The organism is Leptolyngbya sp. GGD, assembly GCF_026735145.1.
Lineage (GTDB): Bacteria > Cyanobacteriota > Cyanobacteriia > Leptolyngbyales > Leptolyngbyaceae > Leptolyngbya > Leptolyngbya boryana.
The window spans coordinates 559,855-578,146 of the sequence record NZ_JAPQKE010000003.1; the positions used below are offsets into that span (position 1 = coordinate 559,855).

Sequence of the window (18,292 nt, forward strand, 5' to 3'; positions counted from 1 at the left end):
AAAGGTGGGGGCTAAAGAGAGTTGATAAAACAACCTGAATGGGTGAAGCGAGATAATGCTTGGATCAGCAATAGTTTAGAGTGCGAGACATTTGCACAAGTGAAATTGCTGGTGCATCGTTAGTCAATCCAAGCAGAGATAGCCCTGCATCAGTTCGGTCATGCAGCGCAAAACTCCTGTTGTTCTTACGATTATGACTAACTGTTTTTCCTCTGGGATGAAAAAGCCCTAAATCTTTAAATTATTTCAGCCTTGTTCACCTTTGTTCGGCATTCTTCGGGGAGCTTCTGTGCGCTCATTGTGACTTCGGACGTACGATGTTCACAATCATGAAATTGCTTGAGGATGTCACATTATGACTGCCCGCCTTTTTTCTGTTTCATCGGATTCTCAGTTTGTATTCACGCCTAATCTGCAAAAGAGATCGTCTCGGCGTTCTCAGAGAAAACAACTCAATACTAATAAACAGCAGCGATTACGATCGGTTGAATCACCCGATTTCAGTCGTAATTTCATTAGCCAGGATGCACTATGGGCAGTTTTGTTAGATACGATGCCAGTGGGGATGATGGTGCTCACCGATGAATTACAAGTGTTTTACTGCAATGAGTCAGCAAAGCACTTATGTCATCGTTTAGAACCCAATAACTCTATACCAGCGTTAGTTCGTTCGCTCTGTGAACGATTGCTAGCAGAAGGATTTGTCATACCAGACCCCCTCATAATGGAGTATCAAGATGGAGCCAATAAACTCTTTCGATTACAGGTTCGCTGGCTAAATTTAGCTGAACGGACATTCTTTCTCGTTCATTTAGAAGACTGTTTTGCCTTGTTACAGGAAGAATTGACGATCGAACAAGTAAAATACGATTTCACCGAACGAGAAGCCGAAGTTTGGTGTTTGTTGCGGCAAAAGTATTCATATCAAGAGATTGCAGACTTTCTAAAAATCACATTGAATACGGTCAAGACCCACGTTAAGAATATTTATGCAAAACGCAAGAGCATAGGAAACCAACAGCAAATTTGGTATTCCAGATAGACAAATTGAGTCGAGCATCCCGTCAGGGTTGGGTTTCGACTATGCTCAACCCGGCGTATGATGGCTCTATTGCCTGATAGCAAGTCTTCTTGGATCAATGAAAGCGATTACCTATAGTTCGGCTTACACGATTGTTCCAACCTACGAATGTTTTAATCGCTGTACGTATTGCAATTTTCGTACTGATCCGGGTCAGGATGAATGGATGAGTTTGGCACAAGCCGAGCATATTTTGCAACGATTAGACCATGTTGTCGAACTACTAATCTTGAGCGGCGAAGTCCATCCAAACAGTGCAAGACGCGCTTCTTGGTTCGATCGCATTTTCGATCTTTGCAAATTAGCGCTATCGATGGGATTTCTCCCGCATACCAATGCTGGAATTCTCAGCTTTGATGAGATGGCAAAGCTAAAAACCGTCAATGTTTCAATGGGGCTAATGCTAGAACAAATGACCCCAACCTTACTCGAATCTGTCCATCGCCATGCACCGAGCAAATTACCTGAGGTGAGATTGCAGCAGTTAGCCTGGGCTGGTGAATTGCAGATTCCGTTCACAACTGGGTTATTACTCGGGATTGGGGAGAGTGAACGCGATCGCATTGAGACATTAGTCGCGATCGCGAACATTCACGAACAATACAAGCACATTCAAGAAGTCATTCTCCAGCCTTACAGTCCTGGACAAAAAGAGAGCCTTTCTCAAGCTGCTTTTCAGCCTAGGCAGCTCATTCAACTGATTAAAATTGCACGATCGATCTTGCCAGATACAATTTCAATTCAGATTCCACCGAACTTGGTCGCAGATGATTTGATTGCCTGCTTAGACGCAGGTGCGCAGGATTTGGGTGGGATTAGCCCGCATGATGAAGTTAATCCCGATTATCCGCATCCTAAAGTTGAGGCGCTGAGACAACAGCTTGAGCCGCAGAGCTATCACTTAGTGCAGCGCCTGCCCATCTATCCGCAGTACGATCGCTGGCTGGCTGACGACCTCAGAACCGCAGTTGAGCATCATAGAACGGCTGGACTTGAAACCTCTAAAAACTCAGTCACAAACCGCAAATAAGTTGTCGGGTCTTCCAACATCGGGAAATGAGCCGTGTTCGGAATCACAACATGCTGAATGTGATCGCTTAATGCTGCCGCCTGTCTGCCCATTTCAGCCGGAATAATTTTGTCGTACTCTCCTGAGATTAACAACGTTGGAACGGTAATTCGAGAGAACTCCCCTGGCATTGTCTCCGCTGCTTCTTGACTCACCGCAGAAAACATCGTTCCGAGTGCAGCAGGTTCGTCTGCCATTAAGAAATCATCTAGAAATGCTCGGCTCATTTCCCTGGGCACAGACTGATGGAGAAAGCGCTGCATAAATAGTCGATCGGTAAACGGCAAGCTATAGAGCCATGGATAACGGAATTTCACAACGTAGCCACCAAATTTATGAAATGCTTTGAACGCTTTTTCTTGGTATTCAAAAATGCCGCTACAGGTGAGAATTGCTCGATCGACGAATTCCGCGTACCGATTCAGGAATAATACGGCGATCGAAGATCCGGTCGAATGCGCATTTAGGCTCACTTTCTGAAGCCGCAGCGCCACGAGTAATCCTGCTAAATCTCGAACATAAATATCTAATTCATAGGTTGATTCAGGCGCATCGCCCATTCTCGATCGCCCAAATCCGCGCATATCGTATAGCAAACAATCGAAATGTTGACAGAGCGATCGAGCCGTACTTTCCCAATAGCGCGCCGACCCTCCCCAACCATGCACAAAAACTAAAACAGGCTTACCGCTCGGCTGATTTCCCGATTCAGTAAGCCATTCGTAGTAGTGATTAAAACCGTTTACAGAGATGTAAGCCATGAGCGGATTGAAACATGTCCAGAACTTAGGGTAGCACTGGAATTTCAATCCGCTAAGAAGCTTTAGGCTGATTCCGGTTTTGGCAAAGAAGACGGGTGCAGCAGCAATTCAGCCGTCGATCGCTTCTCAACCATTTCGCGAGTAATCGTGCAGCGAGTCACATCTTTGCGTGAAGGTAACTCGTACATAATGTCGAGCATCATTTCTTCGACAATGCTGCGAAGTGCACGTGCCCCAGTTTTCCGGCGATATGCCTCTTGAGCGATCGCGGTCACCGCATCCGGCTTAAATTCAAGCTGCACATTGTCCATCTTCAGCAATTTCTGGAACTGCTTGACCAGCGCGTTCTTCGGCTCGGTGAGAATCTCAGACAGTGCTTTCTCATCGAGTGGATCAACGACTGCCATCACGGGAATACGCCCGATGAATTCAGGAATTAACCCAAATTTCACCAAATCATCTGGCTCGAGATGCTGAAGCACATCAGCGGTTCGCTTCTCTTTCGATTGTTCACCCGCTTGGACAAAGCCCATCGATCGCTTGCCTAAGCGCTGCTCAACCGCTTTATCTAATCCAACAAATGCACCACCGCAAATAAACAAGATATTGCTGGTGTCGATTTGAATACAGTCTTGGTAAGGATGTTTGCGACCGCCTTGCGGGGGAACATTCGCGATCGTGCCTTCCAACATCTTCAGCAGAGCTTGCTGGACCCCTTCGCCTGAAACATCACGAGTAATCGAGGGATTTTCGCTCTTGCGGGCAATCTTATCAATTTCGTCAATGTAGATAATGCCGCGTTGCGCTTCTTCAACATCGAGATCCGCAACTTGTAGAAGACGCAGCAAAATGTTTTCAACATCTTCGCCGACATAACCTGCTTCGGTTAGGGTCGTCGCGTCAGCAACCGCAAACGGTACATCTAAAATCTCAGCCAAGGTCTGAGCCAAGAGCGTTTTACCGCACCCCGTCGGACCAATCAGCAAAATATTTGACTTCTGCAACTCAACCGAATCATCAGGCGATGACTTACCGCTATTTTTCGCTTGTAAAAAACTCAAGCGTTTGTAATGGTTGTAGACCGCGACCGAGAGCACTTTTTTCGCCTCGTCTTGACCGATCACATGCTCATCCAGATATTTCTTGATCTCCCGGGGTTTCGGCAACTGATTGAGAGAGATATTGGCTGAGCGCGATCGACGTTTTTCAGGCGCTTGTTCTCGGCGCGGCACAGGTTGTGGAGCAGCGCTGGAGTCAAACAACTCCTCATCTAAAATCTCGTTACATAAATCCACGCATTCATCGCATATGTAAACCCCAGGTCCAGCGATTAGCTTGCGGACTTGCTCCTGAGACTTGCCACAAAAAGAACATTTCAGATGGGAGTCGTACTTTGACATAGCTGCCTCTTATCTTGCTGCGGCGACAGGTTCTCCAGCTTTGGGAAGGTTCTGCCGGGAAATCACTTGGTCAATTAAGCCATATTGCTTTGCTTCGTCAGCAGACATAAAGAAGTCACGCTCCGTGTCTGCTTCAATGCGCTCAAGCGGCTGTCCGGTATGTTGAGCTAAAAGCTCATTTAGCTTGCGCTTATGATAAAGGATTTCTTTCGCCTGGATCTCGATATCCACTGCTTGCCCTTGAGCACCGCCGAGCGGCTGGTGAATCATGATGCGAGAGCTGGGCAAAGACATCCGTTTACCGGGTGTTCCACCTGAGAGGAGAAACGCTCCCATACTAGCAGCAAGCCCAAAACAAATGGTCACAACATCACAGCTAACTTGCTGCATGGTGTCATAGATTGCCATTCCTGCCGTGACTGACCCGCCCGGAGAATTGATATAGATCTGAATGTCTTTTTCAGGATCTTCAGCTTCGAGAAACAGCAATTGCGCGACTAGAGAATCCGCAACGCTATCGTCGATCGCGCTTCCTAAAAAGATAATGCGCTCCCGCAACAGACGGGAGTAGATGTCGAAGGCACGCTCACCGCGCCCAGACTGCTCCACCACCATCGGAACGACGTTAGTTGGGGCAGCTTGAGAGACGACATCCAGCGTGCTGAGATTTTGAATTGCGTAGTCGAAAGACTGAGAGTTATACATGAGGCAAGCGGCTTACGTTCCACAAGTTCAATTCTAGCCAACAAACGCGAAGTTATCCGGCACACATCCGAATGCTTACAGATTTGTGGATGGACTTTAGATCTCGACAAAATTGAATTCCGGTTGTGGAGCAGGCATCTTGCCTGCAGTGGGGCAAAATATTCTGCCCCACAATTCATTCTGTCGCTAGACTATTCAACCACTTCAACTTCGACTGCTTCCGCTTCGGTTTCGTCGTCGTCAAAGCCGTCTTCATCGGGTTCGTCTTTTTTCAACGTGCCTTCTGGGACAAGCTCGATCGTTGAATTTGCAATCAGCCAATCCATGATCTTTTCTTTCAGCAGGTCTTCTTCAACCGCGCTTCTGAGCCGATCCATATCAATGTCGCGTCCCGCCAATTCTGTCAGAAGTTCCTGAATTTTGGTATTCAGTTCGTCTTCTTCGACTTTAAGCGATTCTTTTTTGGCGACTTCTCCCAAGGCAAGAGTGCGTTTGATTCGCTCGATCGCATCCGGTCTAGAGCGCTCTTTCAACATTGGGATGGTGTCTTTGTTGAGCAGGCGCTTGATGTCGATGCCTTGCTGCTGAAGCTGCATCGCGGTTTGAGTCACCATGTATTCGACTTCACGTTCGATCATGGTTTCAGGCAGATCAGCTTCAACTTGATTCAACAATTCGTTGAGCAGTGCTTCTTCTTTGTTGGTTTTGGTCTGCTGTTCCGCTTCGTCGTTGAAACGCTTTTCGAGGGCTTCACGCATTTCAGCGATCGTTTCATACTCATCGCCACTCGCTTCTTTGGCAAAATCGTCATCGACTTCAGGAAGTTCTTTTCCTTTCAGTTCTTTGAGGGTAATTTCAAATTTTGCGGGTCGTCCAGCCAGTTGTTCTTGAGGGTAATCTTCGGGGAAGGTGACGGAGATTTCCTTTGTTTCGCCAGGCTTCATACCGAAAATTCCGTCAATAAAGCCTTCGATAAAGCGACCATCTTCGAGTTCAAGTTGGAAATCTGATGCTTCGCCGCCCGGAACTTCGATTTCTTCTTCACCCTCTGCCGGAGTAAAGCGACCTTTAAAGTCGATCACGGAAACATCGCCTTTCTGAGCAGGACGATCTTCGATCGGGATCAAGGTTGCTAGCTGAGTGCGGTAATTTTCGATGACAGAATCCACTTTTTCTGGATCGGGTTTCACTTCTTCTGCTTGAACCGTGAAATCCTTATATTGCTTGAGGTTCACTTCCGGTGGGACATCAACAGAGGCGGAGAAGGTCAAGGCTTCGCCTGGTTTGTAGTTTCCAACCAGTTCATCAAACGACGACTTCAGTTGGAAGTTGCCCAATGCGTCGATTTTTTCTTGTTTGATGGCTTCTTTCAGTGCAGTATCAACCAATTCCTCCACAACTGATGCATTGATGCGCAACGAGCCGATCCGCTGAATCAGTACCTGTTTCGGCACTTTTCCTTTACGGAACCCAGGAATATTTAGCGATCTCGTGAAGTCTTGAAGGACTCGATCGTAAGTTTTCTGAGACAGTTCTGGCGTAACTTCAATTTCTAACCCGACCTGACTGGCGGGAAGCTTTTCCTGGGTAACTTTCATCGGCGTAAGTGACAAAAAATGCGAATTTCTACCAAGCAGTAAGCTATACTAACCGATTCTAGTCACGGTTGCGCGATTCGTTTCGGTGAATCTTTAGATTTTAGAGAGTCCAGATTGTTATAAAAGCCCGCCTGGAGAAGAATATGAGGCTGTATGCTTCGTTTCCATTTGCCCCACATTGCAGTGATCGGGCAAACAGTGCAGGTGATATCTATAAACATCGACGCTCTGCAATAATAATTTAAGAAATACCAAGGATCAAAACCTTGTCGGATCAGCTACTTGAATTCGGTTCAAAAGCACGCTAGTCTCTGAAAGAAATCAGAAGCAACCGAAAGTCTTTATATTTCAGATTATTCGTATTACCGATTCGTATTCAAACAAAATCTTATTGAAGCTTTTGAGACTTTAGTCATTCACTGTGGAGGAATTTATTTTGGGTCAATCCTATCGAGTAGCGATTTTAGGGGCGACAGGGGCGGTTGGAACTGAACTACTGGAACTGTTGGATCAGCGTAATTTTCCCGTGTCTGAGTTGAAGCTGTTAGCCTCTCCACGATCGGCAGGCTCAACCGTAATGTTTCAGGGCGAAAGTTTAACGATCGAAGCCGTCAACGAGTCGTCATTCAATAATGTCGATATTGTTCTCGCATCAGCAGGCGGATCAATTTCCAAGCAATGGGTGAAAGATATCGTTGCGGCTGGAGCCGTGATGATTGATAACTCTAGCGCGTTTCGGATGCAGCCAGATGTACCCTTGGTTGTGCCAGAGGTAAATCCAGAAGCGGCAGCAGCCCATCAAGGTGTGATTGCGAATCCGAACTGCACCACGATTTTGATGTCGGTTGCAGTTTATCCGTTACATCAAGTCTTGCCGATTCGGCGGATTGTCGCATCGACGTATCAATCCGCTAGTGGTGCAGGTGCGCGAGCAATGGAAGAAGTGAAAAAACAATCGATCGCGATTCTACAAGGACAAGAACCAAAAGCCGAAATTTTGCCTTATCCATTAGCGTTTAATCTGTTTCCACACAATTCAAAACTCGAAGCTTCCGGGTATTGCGAAGAAGAGTTGAAAATGGTGAATGAGACGCGCAAGATTTTTGGCGCGCCCGATCTGCGGATTACCGCAACCTGTGTACGGGTTCCTGTCTTGCGGGCACACTCGGAAGCGATTAACCTAGAGTTTGATTCTCCTTTTGCAGTCGAGAAAGCGCGCGAACTCCTGATCCAAGCTCCTGGAGTCCAGCTAGTCGAAGACTGGGACGCAAACTATTTCCCGATGCCGATCGATGCTAGCGGCAAGGATGATGTTTTAGTGGGGCGGATTCGTCAAGATATTTCCAATCCCAATGGTTTAGAGCTTTGGCTGTGTGGCGACCAGATTCGCAAAGGCGCCGCACTCAACGCGATTCAAATCGCTGAACTCTTGATCGAGAAGAATCTCTTGAAACCAGCTTTAGTCGCCAACTCATAGGATTTATAGGGAGTTTAGATAGAGTGTGATAAATTTTGGAAATGTCCTGACCGCAATGATTACGCCCTTCACAGCAGATGGGGAAGTCAATTATGCTGTGACCGAAAAATTAGCGGTTCATTTAGCAGATCATGGTACAGATACGATCGTGGTCTGCGGAACGACCGGAGAATCCCCAACGCTTTCCTGGGACGAAGAATTTGAATTATTCCGAGTCGTAAAAAGTGCTGTGGCAGGTAAGGCAAAAGTCATGGCAGGAACGGGATCAAACTCGACAGCAGAAGCGATCGAGGCAACTCAAAAAGCCGCTAAAATGGGGTTAGACGGTTCGTTACAAGTTGTGCCCTATTACAACAAGCCACCACAATCGGGGTTGTATCAGCACTTTAAAGCGATCGCGGAATCTTCCGATCTGCCGCTGATGCTGTATAACGTACCAGGGCGCACCAGTCAGAATTTGCAAGCTGAGACAGTCGCTCGACTTGCGAAAATTCCAAATATTGTTGCAATTAAGGAAGCGAGTGGCAATCTAGATCAAGTAAGCCAAATTCGACGGATGACCCCGCCAGAGTTTGCAATCTATTCTGGAGACGATTCCTTGACTCTGCCGATGTTAGCGATTGGAGCAAAAGGCGTTGTGAGTGTGGCGAGCCACTTGGTTGGCGATCGCTTACAACAGATGATTCAGGCTTTCGAGAGCGGTCAAGTCCAGAAAGCGACCCAAATTCATTTAGAGTTGTTGTCCTTGTTTAAAGTTCTATTTGTCACAACGAATCCAATCCCAGTTAAGACTGCCATGAGCCTGCAAGGCTGGCAAGTTGGGGATTTACGTTTGCCGCTCTGCGCACCTGACGACGCTGTGCGAGATCAAGTCATGCAAGTCATGAGTGAACTGAACTTGCTGAATGCTGCACATGTCTGACAAGTTTCTGCACAACTGAATAGCTCCATTTTTTAGTCAGCGACTTGAAAACTTGCTCTGCTGACTTTTCACTAAGTTTTTTTCGTAAACCTGAAGGATACTGATGACTCAAAATAACTCTTCAAACGCGCTCAAAATCATCCCGCTTGGCGGATTACATGAAATTGGTAAAAATACCTGCGTTTTTGAATACGGCGATGAGATTGTGCTTCTCGACGCTGGACTTGCTTTTCCGACCGATGGGATGCACGGTGTGAATATTGTGCTGCCGGACATGACCTATCTGCGGGAAAATCGCGAAAAGATCAAGGGGATGATTATTACCCACGGTCATGAAGATCATATCGGTGGCATTGCTTTCCACTTGAAGCAGCTAGATATTCCAGTGATGTATGGACCTCGTTTGGCTCTGGCATTGCTCGAAGGCAAACTCGAAGAAGCTGGCGTTGCCGACCGCACAGAACTCAGAACGGTTCGCCCACGCGACATTATCCGCATTGGTTCTCATTTCTTTGTTGAGTTCATTCGGAATACTCACTCGATCGCGGATAGTTTCACCGTTGCGATTCATACGCCTGTCGGGGTTGTGATTCACACAGGCGATTTCAAATTCGATCACACTCCAGTTGATGGCGAGAAGTTCGACATTCAGCGCTTAGCGGAGTACGGCGAAAAAGGTGTGCAATGTTTGATCAGCGATTCAACGAACTCTGAGATTCCAGGTTTTACTCCTTCGGAACGTGCTGTATTCCCGAATCTCGATCGAGTGTTTACACAAGCTCAAGGTCGCTTACTGATCACGACGTTTGCTTCTTCTGTGCACCGGATCAACATGATTTTGGAACTGGCAGAAAAGCATGGTCGTGTGGTTTCGGTCTTAGGTCGATCGATGCTGAATGTGATCGCTCACGCGCGAACTTTGGGATATATCAAATGCCGCGATGATATCCTTCAGCCACTACATGTGACGCAGAAGATGCCCGATAAAGATGTCCTGATTTTGACCACTGGATCGCAAGGTGAACCGATGTCAGCGATGACTCGAATTGCTAATGGAGAACATCGCCAAGTCAAAATTCGCGAAGGTGACACTGTTGTTTTCTCAGCGAATCCGATTCCAGGAAATACGATTGCGGTTGTCAACACGATCGACAAGCTGATGATGAATGGCGCGAAGGTCGTTTATGGAAAAGACCAAGGCATTCACGTTTCAGGTCACGGTTGCCAAGAAGATCAGAAATTGATGCTGGCTCTGACTCGTCCGAAGTTCTTCTTACCCGTTCACGGTGAGCATCGGATGTTAATCAAACATTCTCAAACGGCTCAAAGCACGGGCATTCCGGCTGAGAATATGGTGATTATCGACAATGGTGATGTTGTTGAATTGACCAAAGATTCGATCCGCAAGGCTGGCAAAGTGAAAGCTGGAATTGAGTTAGTCGATACGTCGCGATCGGGCATGGTGGACGATCGCGTTCTGAAAGAGCGTCAGCAGTTAGCGGGTGATGGTGTTGTAACCGTTGCTGCGGCTGTGACGAATGAAGGGCGCTTGTTCAGTAAGCCCGATGTGCATTTGCGTGGGGTTGTAACTTCGGTGAATCCAGAGCAATTGAGAACGAGAATTCAAGACGCGATCGAGGCGGTGTTAAGCGATCGCTGGAAGGAGTTCTACAGCACGTTTGAGGGTCGCATTGAGATCGACTGGGCTGGTTTGGAAGTTCAAATCGAGCGCGAGATTCATCGCTTGCTGCGTCGTGAGTTGCAAAGCAATCCGTTGTTAGTGTTCTTGATGCAAACTCCGGATGCGCCTGTGGTGAAATCGACTCCAGGAAGAACGCGATCGACTGCAAGAGTCGCGTCTTAAGAGACTAGAATTCGGAATTAAGGAATCCTTAAGTTCTTTCGTTCCGAATTCTTGCTATACTCACAAGAGTATTGCGAGGGCATGTAGCTCAGGGGATAGAGCACCAGATTCCGGTTCTGGGTGTCGCAGGTTCGATTCCTGCCATGCTCGTTAAACTGATCTCCTGAAAGTTAATAACTTTCAGGAGATTTTGTTATTGAAATACCGACCCTTTTTGATAGATGGGTTCAATGCAAGTTTAAGACGAATGCTGAGTATCGCTTTATAGTTGACAGAGCAATGTTTTTACTGTCCTACTAGACCGTTTTCTCATGAAGCGACTTACCTCTTCAGTGCCCACTTTCGACACAATGCTTTTACCAACAATTCAAGCTCTACAGACCTTGGGTGGTTCTGGCACAACTGAAGAAATCTATGACAAAGTAGTGCAACTTCTCAATTTACCAGATACGGTGTTAGAGATTTTACATGGCACCACTTCACAAACTGAAGTTGAATACCGATTGGCTTGGAGTCGAACCTATCTCAAGAAGTATGGCTTACTGCAAAATTCAGCCCGTGGAGTTTGGTCTTTAGTTTCAACCTCTATTAATCTCGATGATCTTGATGCAAAAGAGATAGTCAAAGCGGTTCGAGATACTCACAAAAACAAAGCAACTCAATCAGAATCGACAGATGCAGATGTAACGGTTGAATCTGAAACATTAGAAGAACTGACTTGGCATCAACAACTTCATAAGTTGTTGCTTTCGCTTACTCCTGCTGCTTTTGAACGATTGGCACAACGTCTCTTACGTGAATCTGGTTTTATTCAAGTACAAGTTACAGGTAAGTCTGAAGATGGTGGTATTGATGGAGTAGGAATTGCTCGAATCAATGGTTTTTTAAGTTTTCACGTTTTGTTTCAGTGCAAGCGGTATCAAGGTTCTGTATCAGCAGGTCAAATCCGAGATTTTCGTGGAGCAATGCAGGGGCGTACAGATAAAGGATTATTCATCACAACCGGAACTTTTACGAGAGATGCAATCAAAGAAGCAACCCGAGATGGTGCACCTCCAATTGATTTAATCGATGGAGAACAGCTAGTCCAAAGATTGAAGGAGTTAGGGCTAGGAGTCAAAATTACAATGATTGAATCAGTGGAAGTTGATACAAACTGGTTCACAAAGATTTGATCTACTAATTTTTAAGACGGCAAATTTTTCATTCTTTTAGAATTGTATTGAGTGCTGTAGAGAAAAGATTGTGTCGATCGAGATTACTCTAAACCCAGAACTAGAAGAGCAGTTACGCAAAAAGGCAACACAGCGGGGGCAAGATATCAGCCTTGTTGCCACTAAGCTTTTGGCAAGTGTTCTGGAATGGGAAGCCCAGGATTCAGAAGAAGCAATTCAAGGTATTAAGCAGGGATTGAATGATTTTGAAGCAGGCAATTTTCGCGGTTTTGACGAATTCGCTGCCGAACAACGCCGTAAATACAATTTGCCCGCATGAGCTACCGGATTAAGATTTTGAGTGTTGCGGAAGCAGAGGCAGACAGCATCTACAGACGAATAATGAATAATAAGTGAGTTTAGTCCGCTACTAACTCGCTTGGTTCACCCGGATAAAAGCGATCGCTCAATATCTCTTCCAAGTTGTAAGGACAATCGATCGGAAAAGTAGAATTCGGTAAATCTGTCTCTCTCACCGCAAGTTCAACTCCTCTCAAATAGGCTTTACAAAGCGCTTCTTCGATGTAAGGCTTCAAGCTAGGATTCTCGTCAAGTAGATCATTAATATCTAAACGCTGAATTCGCAGCGTTGACAACCAGCTACGGCTACGATGTTGAGGCTGATACTGCCATTTCAGCAAATGCCCAATTAAAATACTGAGACGATTCCGAAGTTCTTGGCGCTGCTGCTTTCCCAAAGATTCGATTTCCTCAATGATATTTGGCAGATCAATCTGCTCCCACTGCTGACTGTGCAGAAGTCGTACTTGCTGTTGTGTCCAACCGTAGAAATCAGCTTCGTAGAGATCCAATCCAGAAACTGTATGCTTTGCTGTCTCGGAATCCGCTTCTGGCATGTTCATCAGCTTGCCCCGATTGTGATGTCTCATTATAAAAATAAAATACTTATTCCTGGCGCTAAGCGATTCAAAACTTGAATATTGAAAAAAAAGGAGCGATCGCAGAAATAGCGATCGCTCCTTTTTTTCATTAAGCCGAGACAGCTACCTTCTCAACATCTGGATTTGCTTCCGGCGTGTCCTTCTCAGACGGCGGAACCACCTGCCAGAACTTCGGCAAATACTCCGACCAGTTCGCCAAAACAGCCTTCGCTTTCGGGCTACCCGTATGCTCAACATGAGCCTCAAGCAGTTCTTTTAACTGTTGCTCACCCGCAGGCGCTACAACTCGCTGAACTTTGACAATCTCAGGATTTACTTTCTCTTGGAAGCTACCATCTTCATCCAAGAAATAAGCTAATCCTCCAGTCATCCCTGCGCCAACGTTCCGACCTGCTCGACCGAGAACAACGACTACACCGCCTGTCATATATTCACAGCAGTGGTCACCCACACCTTCAACCACAGCTTCAGCCAGAGAGTTACGGACTGCAAACCGTTCGCCTGCTTGACCATTCGCAAACAGTCTGCCGCCTGTCGCACCGTAAAGGCAGGTATTTCCGATGATCACATTCTGAGATGGATCATACGTTGCTTCAGGAGAGGGTTTGATAGCAATCTCACCGCCATGCATTCCTTTACCGACGTAATCGTTTGCTTCTCCAACGAGATTCAACGTCATACAAGGTAAGTTAAACGCACCAAAGCTTTGACCCACCGCTCCGGTAAAGTTTAGAGTGACCTGACCGCTGAAGCCAGAGTTACCATATTGTTTCGCGATCGCTCCTGAAATCCGAGTCCCAACCGTTCGATCCGTGTTAACGACTTCAACGGATTTGGTCACATCGCCTTGATTTTGAATCGCAGCTTGAAGATCTGGATCACTGAGCAATTGATCATCCAGAACAGCACCATTGCTATGCACAGTTTCGTGATTCAGCCAAGTGCGATCGCTGCGAGTATCCGGCAACTGAGTCAAACAATCTAAGTTCAACAGTTGAGTCTTGGTCAGATTCACAGCTTCTCTGGGCTTGAGCAGATCAGCACGTCCAATAATTTCATCCAGAGATTTGTACCCTAAGCGAGCCAAGAGCGATCGTACTTCTTCTGCGATGAACAAGAAGAAATTCACAACATGCTCAGGTGTGCCAGGGAAGCGTTTGCGAAGTTCTTCCTTCTGACTCGCAACACCGACTGGACAACTATTGGTATGGCAAATCCGAGCCATGATGCAGCCTTCCGCGATCATTGCGATCGAGCCAAATCCATATTCTTCAGCACCCATCAACGCGCCCATGACAACATCCCATCCCGTCTTGATACCGCCATCAACACGCAGAATCACACGATCGCGCAATTGATTTTCCATCAAGACTCGATGCACTTCGGTTAAGCCCAATTCCCAAGGACTTCCAGCGTGTTTGATTGAGCTGAGAGGAGATGCACCTGTACCGCCATCATGTCCAGAAATTTGAATGATGTCAGCATTCGCTTTGGCAACCCCAGCGGCGATCGTACCGATTCCTACTTCTGCAACCAATTTCACGGACACTTGAGCCAGCGGATTGATTTGGTGCAAGTCGAAAATCAGTTGGGCAAGATCTTCGATCGAGTAAATGTCGTGATGCGGAGGTGGAGAAATCAGCGTTACTCCAGGCTTCGATCGACGCAGGAGAGCAATGTAAGGACTGACTTTTGGCCCAGGTAATTGTCCACCTTCACCCGGTTTTGCACCTTGAGCCATCTTGATTTCGATTTGCTTCGCGCTCATCAAATACTCAGGCGTAACTCCGAAACGTCCTGATGCGACTTGTTTAATCGCAGAGTTTGCAGTGTCGCCTGTTTGCAGTCCTTTGAGATGCGGCAAGAGCGGGGATGTCCCGTTCTCAACTTCATTCAGGATCTTGTATCGAACTGGATCTTCGCCACCTTCTCCAGAGTTAGACTTACCGCCGATTCGATTCATCGCGATCGCTAAGACTTCATGCGCTTCACGAGATAAAGCACCGAGGGACATTCCACCTGTGCAGAAGCGTTTCACAATGTCGATCGCAGGTTCTACTTCATCGATCGAGATAGCTGCGCGATCGCTCTTGAAATCGAGTAGATCTCTCAATGCCGTAAGCGGACGACCCGCTAAATGCTTCTGATAGAGGTCGTAATGATCCGGGTTCTTCGTTCTCACAGCTTGGTGCAAGTGCTTCGCCATCTCTGGACTGTTCATGTGATACTCGCCGCCTGGACGGTATTGCACAAAGCCAAAGTTTTCCAGCTTCTTGGTTGTCAGCTCAGGGAATGCCTTGCTATGGAAGGAGAGAATTTCTTGAGCCAGCTCCGCTAAGGTCAACCCACCTAAGCGTGAAGCGGTTCCAAAGAATCCAGTATTGAGTAAATCGCCGCCGATTCCGATCGCTTCAAAAATTTGTGCGCCTTGATAGCTCGAAAGCAGGGAAATTCCCATTTTCGAGAGAATCTTCAGCAAGCCATCTTCGATCGCTTTTCTGAAATTCGCTTGAACGGCTGCAATGCTGGCAGATTTAATTTTTCCACGTTCCATCAAAGCCTGAGTCTTAGAATCCGACCACCACTGACGCACAGATTCCAATGCCAAGTAAGGACACACCGCACTTGCACCATAGCCAATTAAGCAAGCGAAATGATGCGTGCTCCAAGCTTGAGCCGTATCTACGACCAGAGAAGCTTTCATCCGTAAGCCTTTCTGAATCAAATGATGGTGAACAGCTCCCACTGCCAGCATCGGCGGAATGTAGCTGTAGTCCGCATTCAGTTGAGTTGGATTGCCAGATTGATCTAAGCGATCGCTCAAGACCAAAATCTTGCTTCCGGATCGCACTGCTTCCGTCGCCTGCTCACATAAGCGAGCCACCGCAGCTTTCAAACCTTCTGGGCCTGCTGCGACTTCAAATAAAGTCGAAAGATTTGCAGTCGCCAAACCCGATTCACGAATCTGATCTAACTCAGGTTCAGTTAATACTGGAGAATCAAGTAAGAAGAGATTTGCGCCATCTGAATTAATTTTCAGCAGATTTCCGCGCTCACCTAACTGCATCGTCAACGACATGACGAGTTTTTCGCGCAGTGGATCGATTGGCGGATTTGTCACCTGAGCAAAGCGCTGTTTGAAGTAGTCATACAGCAAATGAGGACGCTCAGACAGCACTGCAAGGGGAATATCATCCCCCATACAGAATGTTGGCTCTTTCCCTTGAGCCGCCATATCTTGGATGACCATTTCCAAATCTTCCAAGGTGTAGCCAAAGGCAGTTTGATGCGTCAGCAGCGATTTTGCATCCAATGCCGCTGTTTCCAAGAAAGCATGAGATTTCAGAGTTTTACGATTTTGCTTCAACCACTCTCCATAGGGATGAGCGTTGGCAATGCGTTGCTTGATTTCCCAATTTTTCAGCACTTCACGAGATTGCAAATCGAATGCAATCATTTGCCCTGGACCAAGCCGCCCTTTCTCAATGATTTCGGATTCTGGCAGATCTACAACACCCGCTTCTGAACCCACTACAAAGTAGCCATCGCGCGTAATGCTGTAGCGGGCTGGACGCAAACCGTTCCGATCGAGAGTTGCTCCAACAATTTTTCCGTCACAAAATGCCAGCAGTGCAGGACCATCCCAAGCCTCTTGAACACCGCTGTTGTACTCGTAAAAATTGGTGATTTCAGGGTGATCTGCTAGTTCCGGCTGGTTCTTGTACGCTTCTGGAACCATCATCATGAGCGCTTCGACTGGGCTACGTCCAGATCGCACTAACAATTCCATCACGTTGTCCAAATTCGCGGAGTCACTGTTATTGGAATTCACCGTTGGCTTGAGCAAATCAATGCGATCGCCCCAAACCTCATGCGCTAAGTCCGCTTCTCGCGCTCTCATCCAGTTGACGTTGCCAAGCTGGGTGTTAATTTCGCCATTATGACCGAGCAATCGCATCGGCTGCGCGAGTTGCCACTTCGGCATTGTGTTGGTACTAAATCGACGGTGATACAGCGCGAAGGTGGTTTTGTATGCTGGATTTTGCAAGTCGAGATAAAACTCGCCTAAAATCTCCGATCGCACCATGCCCTTGTACACGATCGTCCGCGTCGAGAAAGAGCAAACATAAAGCTCATCAAATCCGGCTTCAGGTCTTACTGCAAGTGTGCGATGAATGCGTTTGCGAGCAACATAAAGCTTGCGCTCTAATTCTTCATCGGCAACTTCAGACTGCACAATTAACTGTTCAATCAGCGGCTGATTGTCTCGAGCTTGAACGCCTAAAACTTCGGGTTGGACTGGAACGCTTCGCCAACCTAAAAGGGTCAGCCCTTCTTCAGCAATAATTTTCTCTGCGACCTGTTTTGTTTCAGCCGCGATCGTAGGGTTTTGCGGCAGGAAAACCATACCCACTCCGGTATAACCCGCTTTGAGCGTTACACCGCGATCGCTTGCCCATTGATTCAGAATCTCCCAAGGAATTTCTGCCATCACACCCGCGCCGTCTCCGGAGTCTTGATCCGCGCTGCATCCGCCCCGATGCTCCATACAAGACAGGGCAATCAGCGCTTTGGACATCAGATCATGACTGGCTCGACCTTGCTGATCGACAATAAAACCAACTCCACAGGCATCGCGTTCCTCGACTAACCAGCGCTGCCCTGCATATCCATTCGAGATTGACTGAGATTCATTCGGAGACGGAACACTTGCTTGACTCATGGGTGGATTGATTCGATTCATTTCAATGAGAATTTGAGGGTTAGAACGGAGAGCGCTGGGACTTGAGAAACTTTTATGAAGAAAGGAGAAGAACGATCACATAAACTTAACAATCAAGGAAAAGATTCTGCTCGTCAAGCAGTTCTGTAGCCACGCTTACCTGTGACGAAGGCATCGTAAAAGATCTATCACAACAAAACAGCCAAATCTGTTGCCAAACCTCAAGTCTGAGAAACCATTCACTCGTTCATGGTGATGTCAGATTTATCAGAGCTGAACTAGCCAGCCTATACCCAATCGCCGAAGAGATCTTAGCTTGACTGAATTTTTATAAAGACCGGATTAAGAATATTATAGAAAATTTTGACTTCTGACAATCCCTGTAAAATTGCGGTTTCAACTGAAATAGACTGACGTTCTCAGCCCAATCGCTTTGCTGAGCCAGTAGATTCCCATAAAGTCCCCTGAGGAAAGTTATGGTTTGTTGATAGTTTCACCTTTGGACGATCGCAGTAAAATACCGCAGGTATTGCGGAATCTCTTTCACGAAATCTTGTCTAGATGACTTCTCCCAAA

Annotated in this window: 13 protein-coding genes and 1 tRNA gene; 8 read left to right on the forward strand and 6 right to left on the reverse strand. The window is 46.8% G+C overall.

Annotated elements, in window-relative coordinates:
- Positions 1-355 precede the first annotated feature (355 nt).
- Together OU814_RS17590 and cofG are read left to right on the forward strand one after the other, a co-directional pair.
- Positions 356-1,042 (forward strand): helix-turn-helix transcriptional regulator, encoded by a 687-nt coding sequence (locus tag OU814_RS17590; protein WP_017288022.1) that lies wholly within the window; start codon positions 356-358, stop codon positions 1,040-1,042.
- Positions 1,043-1,139: 97 nt separating this feature from the next.
- Positions 1,140-2,111 carry a 7,8-didemethyl-8-hydroxy-5-deazariboflavin synthase subunit CofG gene (gene cofG / locus OU814_RS17595; RefSeq protein ID WP_268184548.1) on the forward strand — a complete coding sequence of 324 codons (972 nt, stop codon included), beginning with the start codon at positions 1,140-1,142 and terminating at the stop codon, positions 2,109-2,111.
- On the opposite strand, the gene OU814_RS17600 is transcribed toward cofG, so the two are convergent.
- The 4 genes from OU814_RS17600 to tig form a co-directional block, all read right to left on the reverse strand.
- Positions 2,057-2,911: an alpha/beta fold hydrolase gene (locus tag OU814_RS17600; RefSeq protein WP_268184549.1), complete on the reverse strand. Its 855-nt coding sequence runs from the start codon at positions 2,909-2,911 to the stop codon at positions 2,057-2,059. The two genes, cofG and OU814_RS17600, sit on opposite strands and share 55 nt — an antisense overlap.
- A gap of 62 nt (positions 2,912-2,973) precedes the next feature.
- Entirely contained in the window at positions 2,974-4,311 is a 1,338-nt protein-coding gene (gene clpX / locus OU814_RS17605; RefSeq protein WP_026148614.1) for an ATP-dependent protease ATP-binding subunit ClpX, read from the reverse strand.
- A gap of 9 nt (positions 4,312-4,320) precedes the next feature.
- Positions 4,321-5,016: an ATP-dependent Clp endopeptidase proteolytic subunit ClpP gene (gene clpP / locus OU814_RS17610; RefSeq protein ID WP_086371024.1), complete on the reverse strand. Its 696-nt coding sequence runs from the start codon at positions 5,014-5,016 to the stop codon at positions 4,321-4,323.
- Between the two features lie 191 nt (positions 5,017-5,207).
- Positions 5,208-6,614 (reverse strand): trigger factor, encoded by a 1,407-nt coding sequence (tig, locus tag OU814_RS17615; RefSeq protein ID WP_017288027.1) that lies wholly within the window; start codon positions 6,612-6,614, stop codon positions 5,208-5,210.
- A gap of 436 nt (positions 6,615-7,050) precedes the next feature.
- Here tig and OU814_RS17620 point away from each other — a divergent pair, with 436 nt between their 5' ends.
- The 6 genes from OU814_RS17620 to OU814_RS17645 all read left to right on the forward strand — a co-directional run bounded on the left by OU814_RS17620 (position 7,051) and on the right by OU814_RS17645 (position 12,371).
- Entirely contained in the window at positions 7,051-8,091 is a 1,041-nt protein-coding gene (locus tag OU814_RS17620) for an aspartate-semialdehyde dehydrogenase (RefSeq protein ID WP_026148615.1), read from the forward strand.
- Positions 8,092-8,116: 25 nt separating this feature from the next.
- The gene (gene dapA / locus OU814_RS17625; protein WP_268184550.1) at positions 8,117-9,013 is read left to right on the forward strand and encodes a 4-hydroxy-tetrahydrodipicolinate synthase; all 897 of its coding nucleotides are present in this window, start codon (positions 8,117-8,119) and stop codon (positions 9,011-9,013) included.
- A 103-nt stretch (positions 9,014-9,116) separates the two neighbouring features.
- The gene (locus tag OU814_RS17630; protein WP_017288030.1) at positions 9,117-10,877 is read left to right on the forward strand and encodes a ribonuclease J; all 1,761 of its coding nucleotides are present in this window, start codon (positions 9,117-9,119) and stop codon (positions 10,875-10,877) included.
- Between the two features lie 77 nt (positions 10,878-10,954).
- A tRNA-Arg gene (locus tag OU814_RS17635) sits at positions 10,955-11,027 on the forward strand.
- Between the two features lie 200 nt (positions 11,028-11,227).
- The gene (locus OU814_RS17640) at positions 11,228-12,052 is read left to right on the forward strand and encodes a restriction endonuclease (protein WP_268184551.1); all 825 of its coding nucleotides are present in this window, start codon (positions 11,228-11,230) and stop codon (positions 12,050-12,052) included.
- 70 nt (positions 12,053-12,122) lie between these two features.
- On the forward strand, positions 12,123-12,371 hold the full coding sequence (locus OU814_RS17645) for a hypothetical protein (protein ID WP_017288032.1): 249 nt from the start codon (positions 12,123-12,125) through the stop codon (positions 12,369-12,371).
- 79 nt (positions 12,372-12,450) lie between these two features.
- Here the strand turns inward: OU814_RS17645 and OU814_RS17650 are convergent, their stop codons facing one another.
- The gene (locus OU814_RS17650; RefSeq protein ID WP_036045839.1) at positions 12,451-12,954 is read right to left on the reverse strand and encodes a DUF29 domain-containing protein; all 504 of its coding nucleotides are present in this window, start codon (positions 12,952-12,954) and stop codon (positions 12,451-12,453) included.
- A gap of 127 nt (positions 12,955-13,081) precedes the next feature.
- Complete coding sequence (gltB, locus tag OU814_RS17655) at positions 13,082-17,737, reverse strand: glutamate synthase large subunit (RefSeq protein WP_326498316.1); 4,656 nt, start codon at positions 17,735-17,737, stop codon at positions 13,082-13,084.
- Between the last annotated feature and the right edge of the window lie 555 nt (positions 17,738-18,292).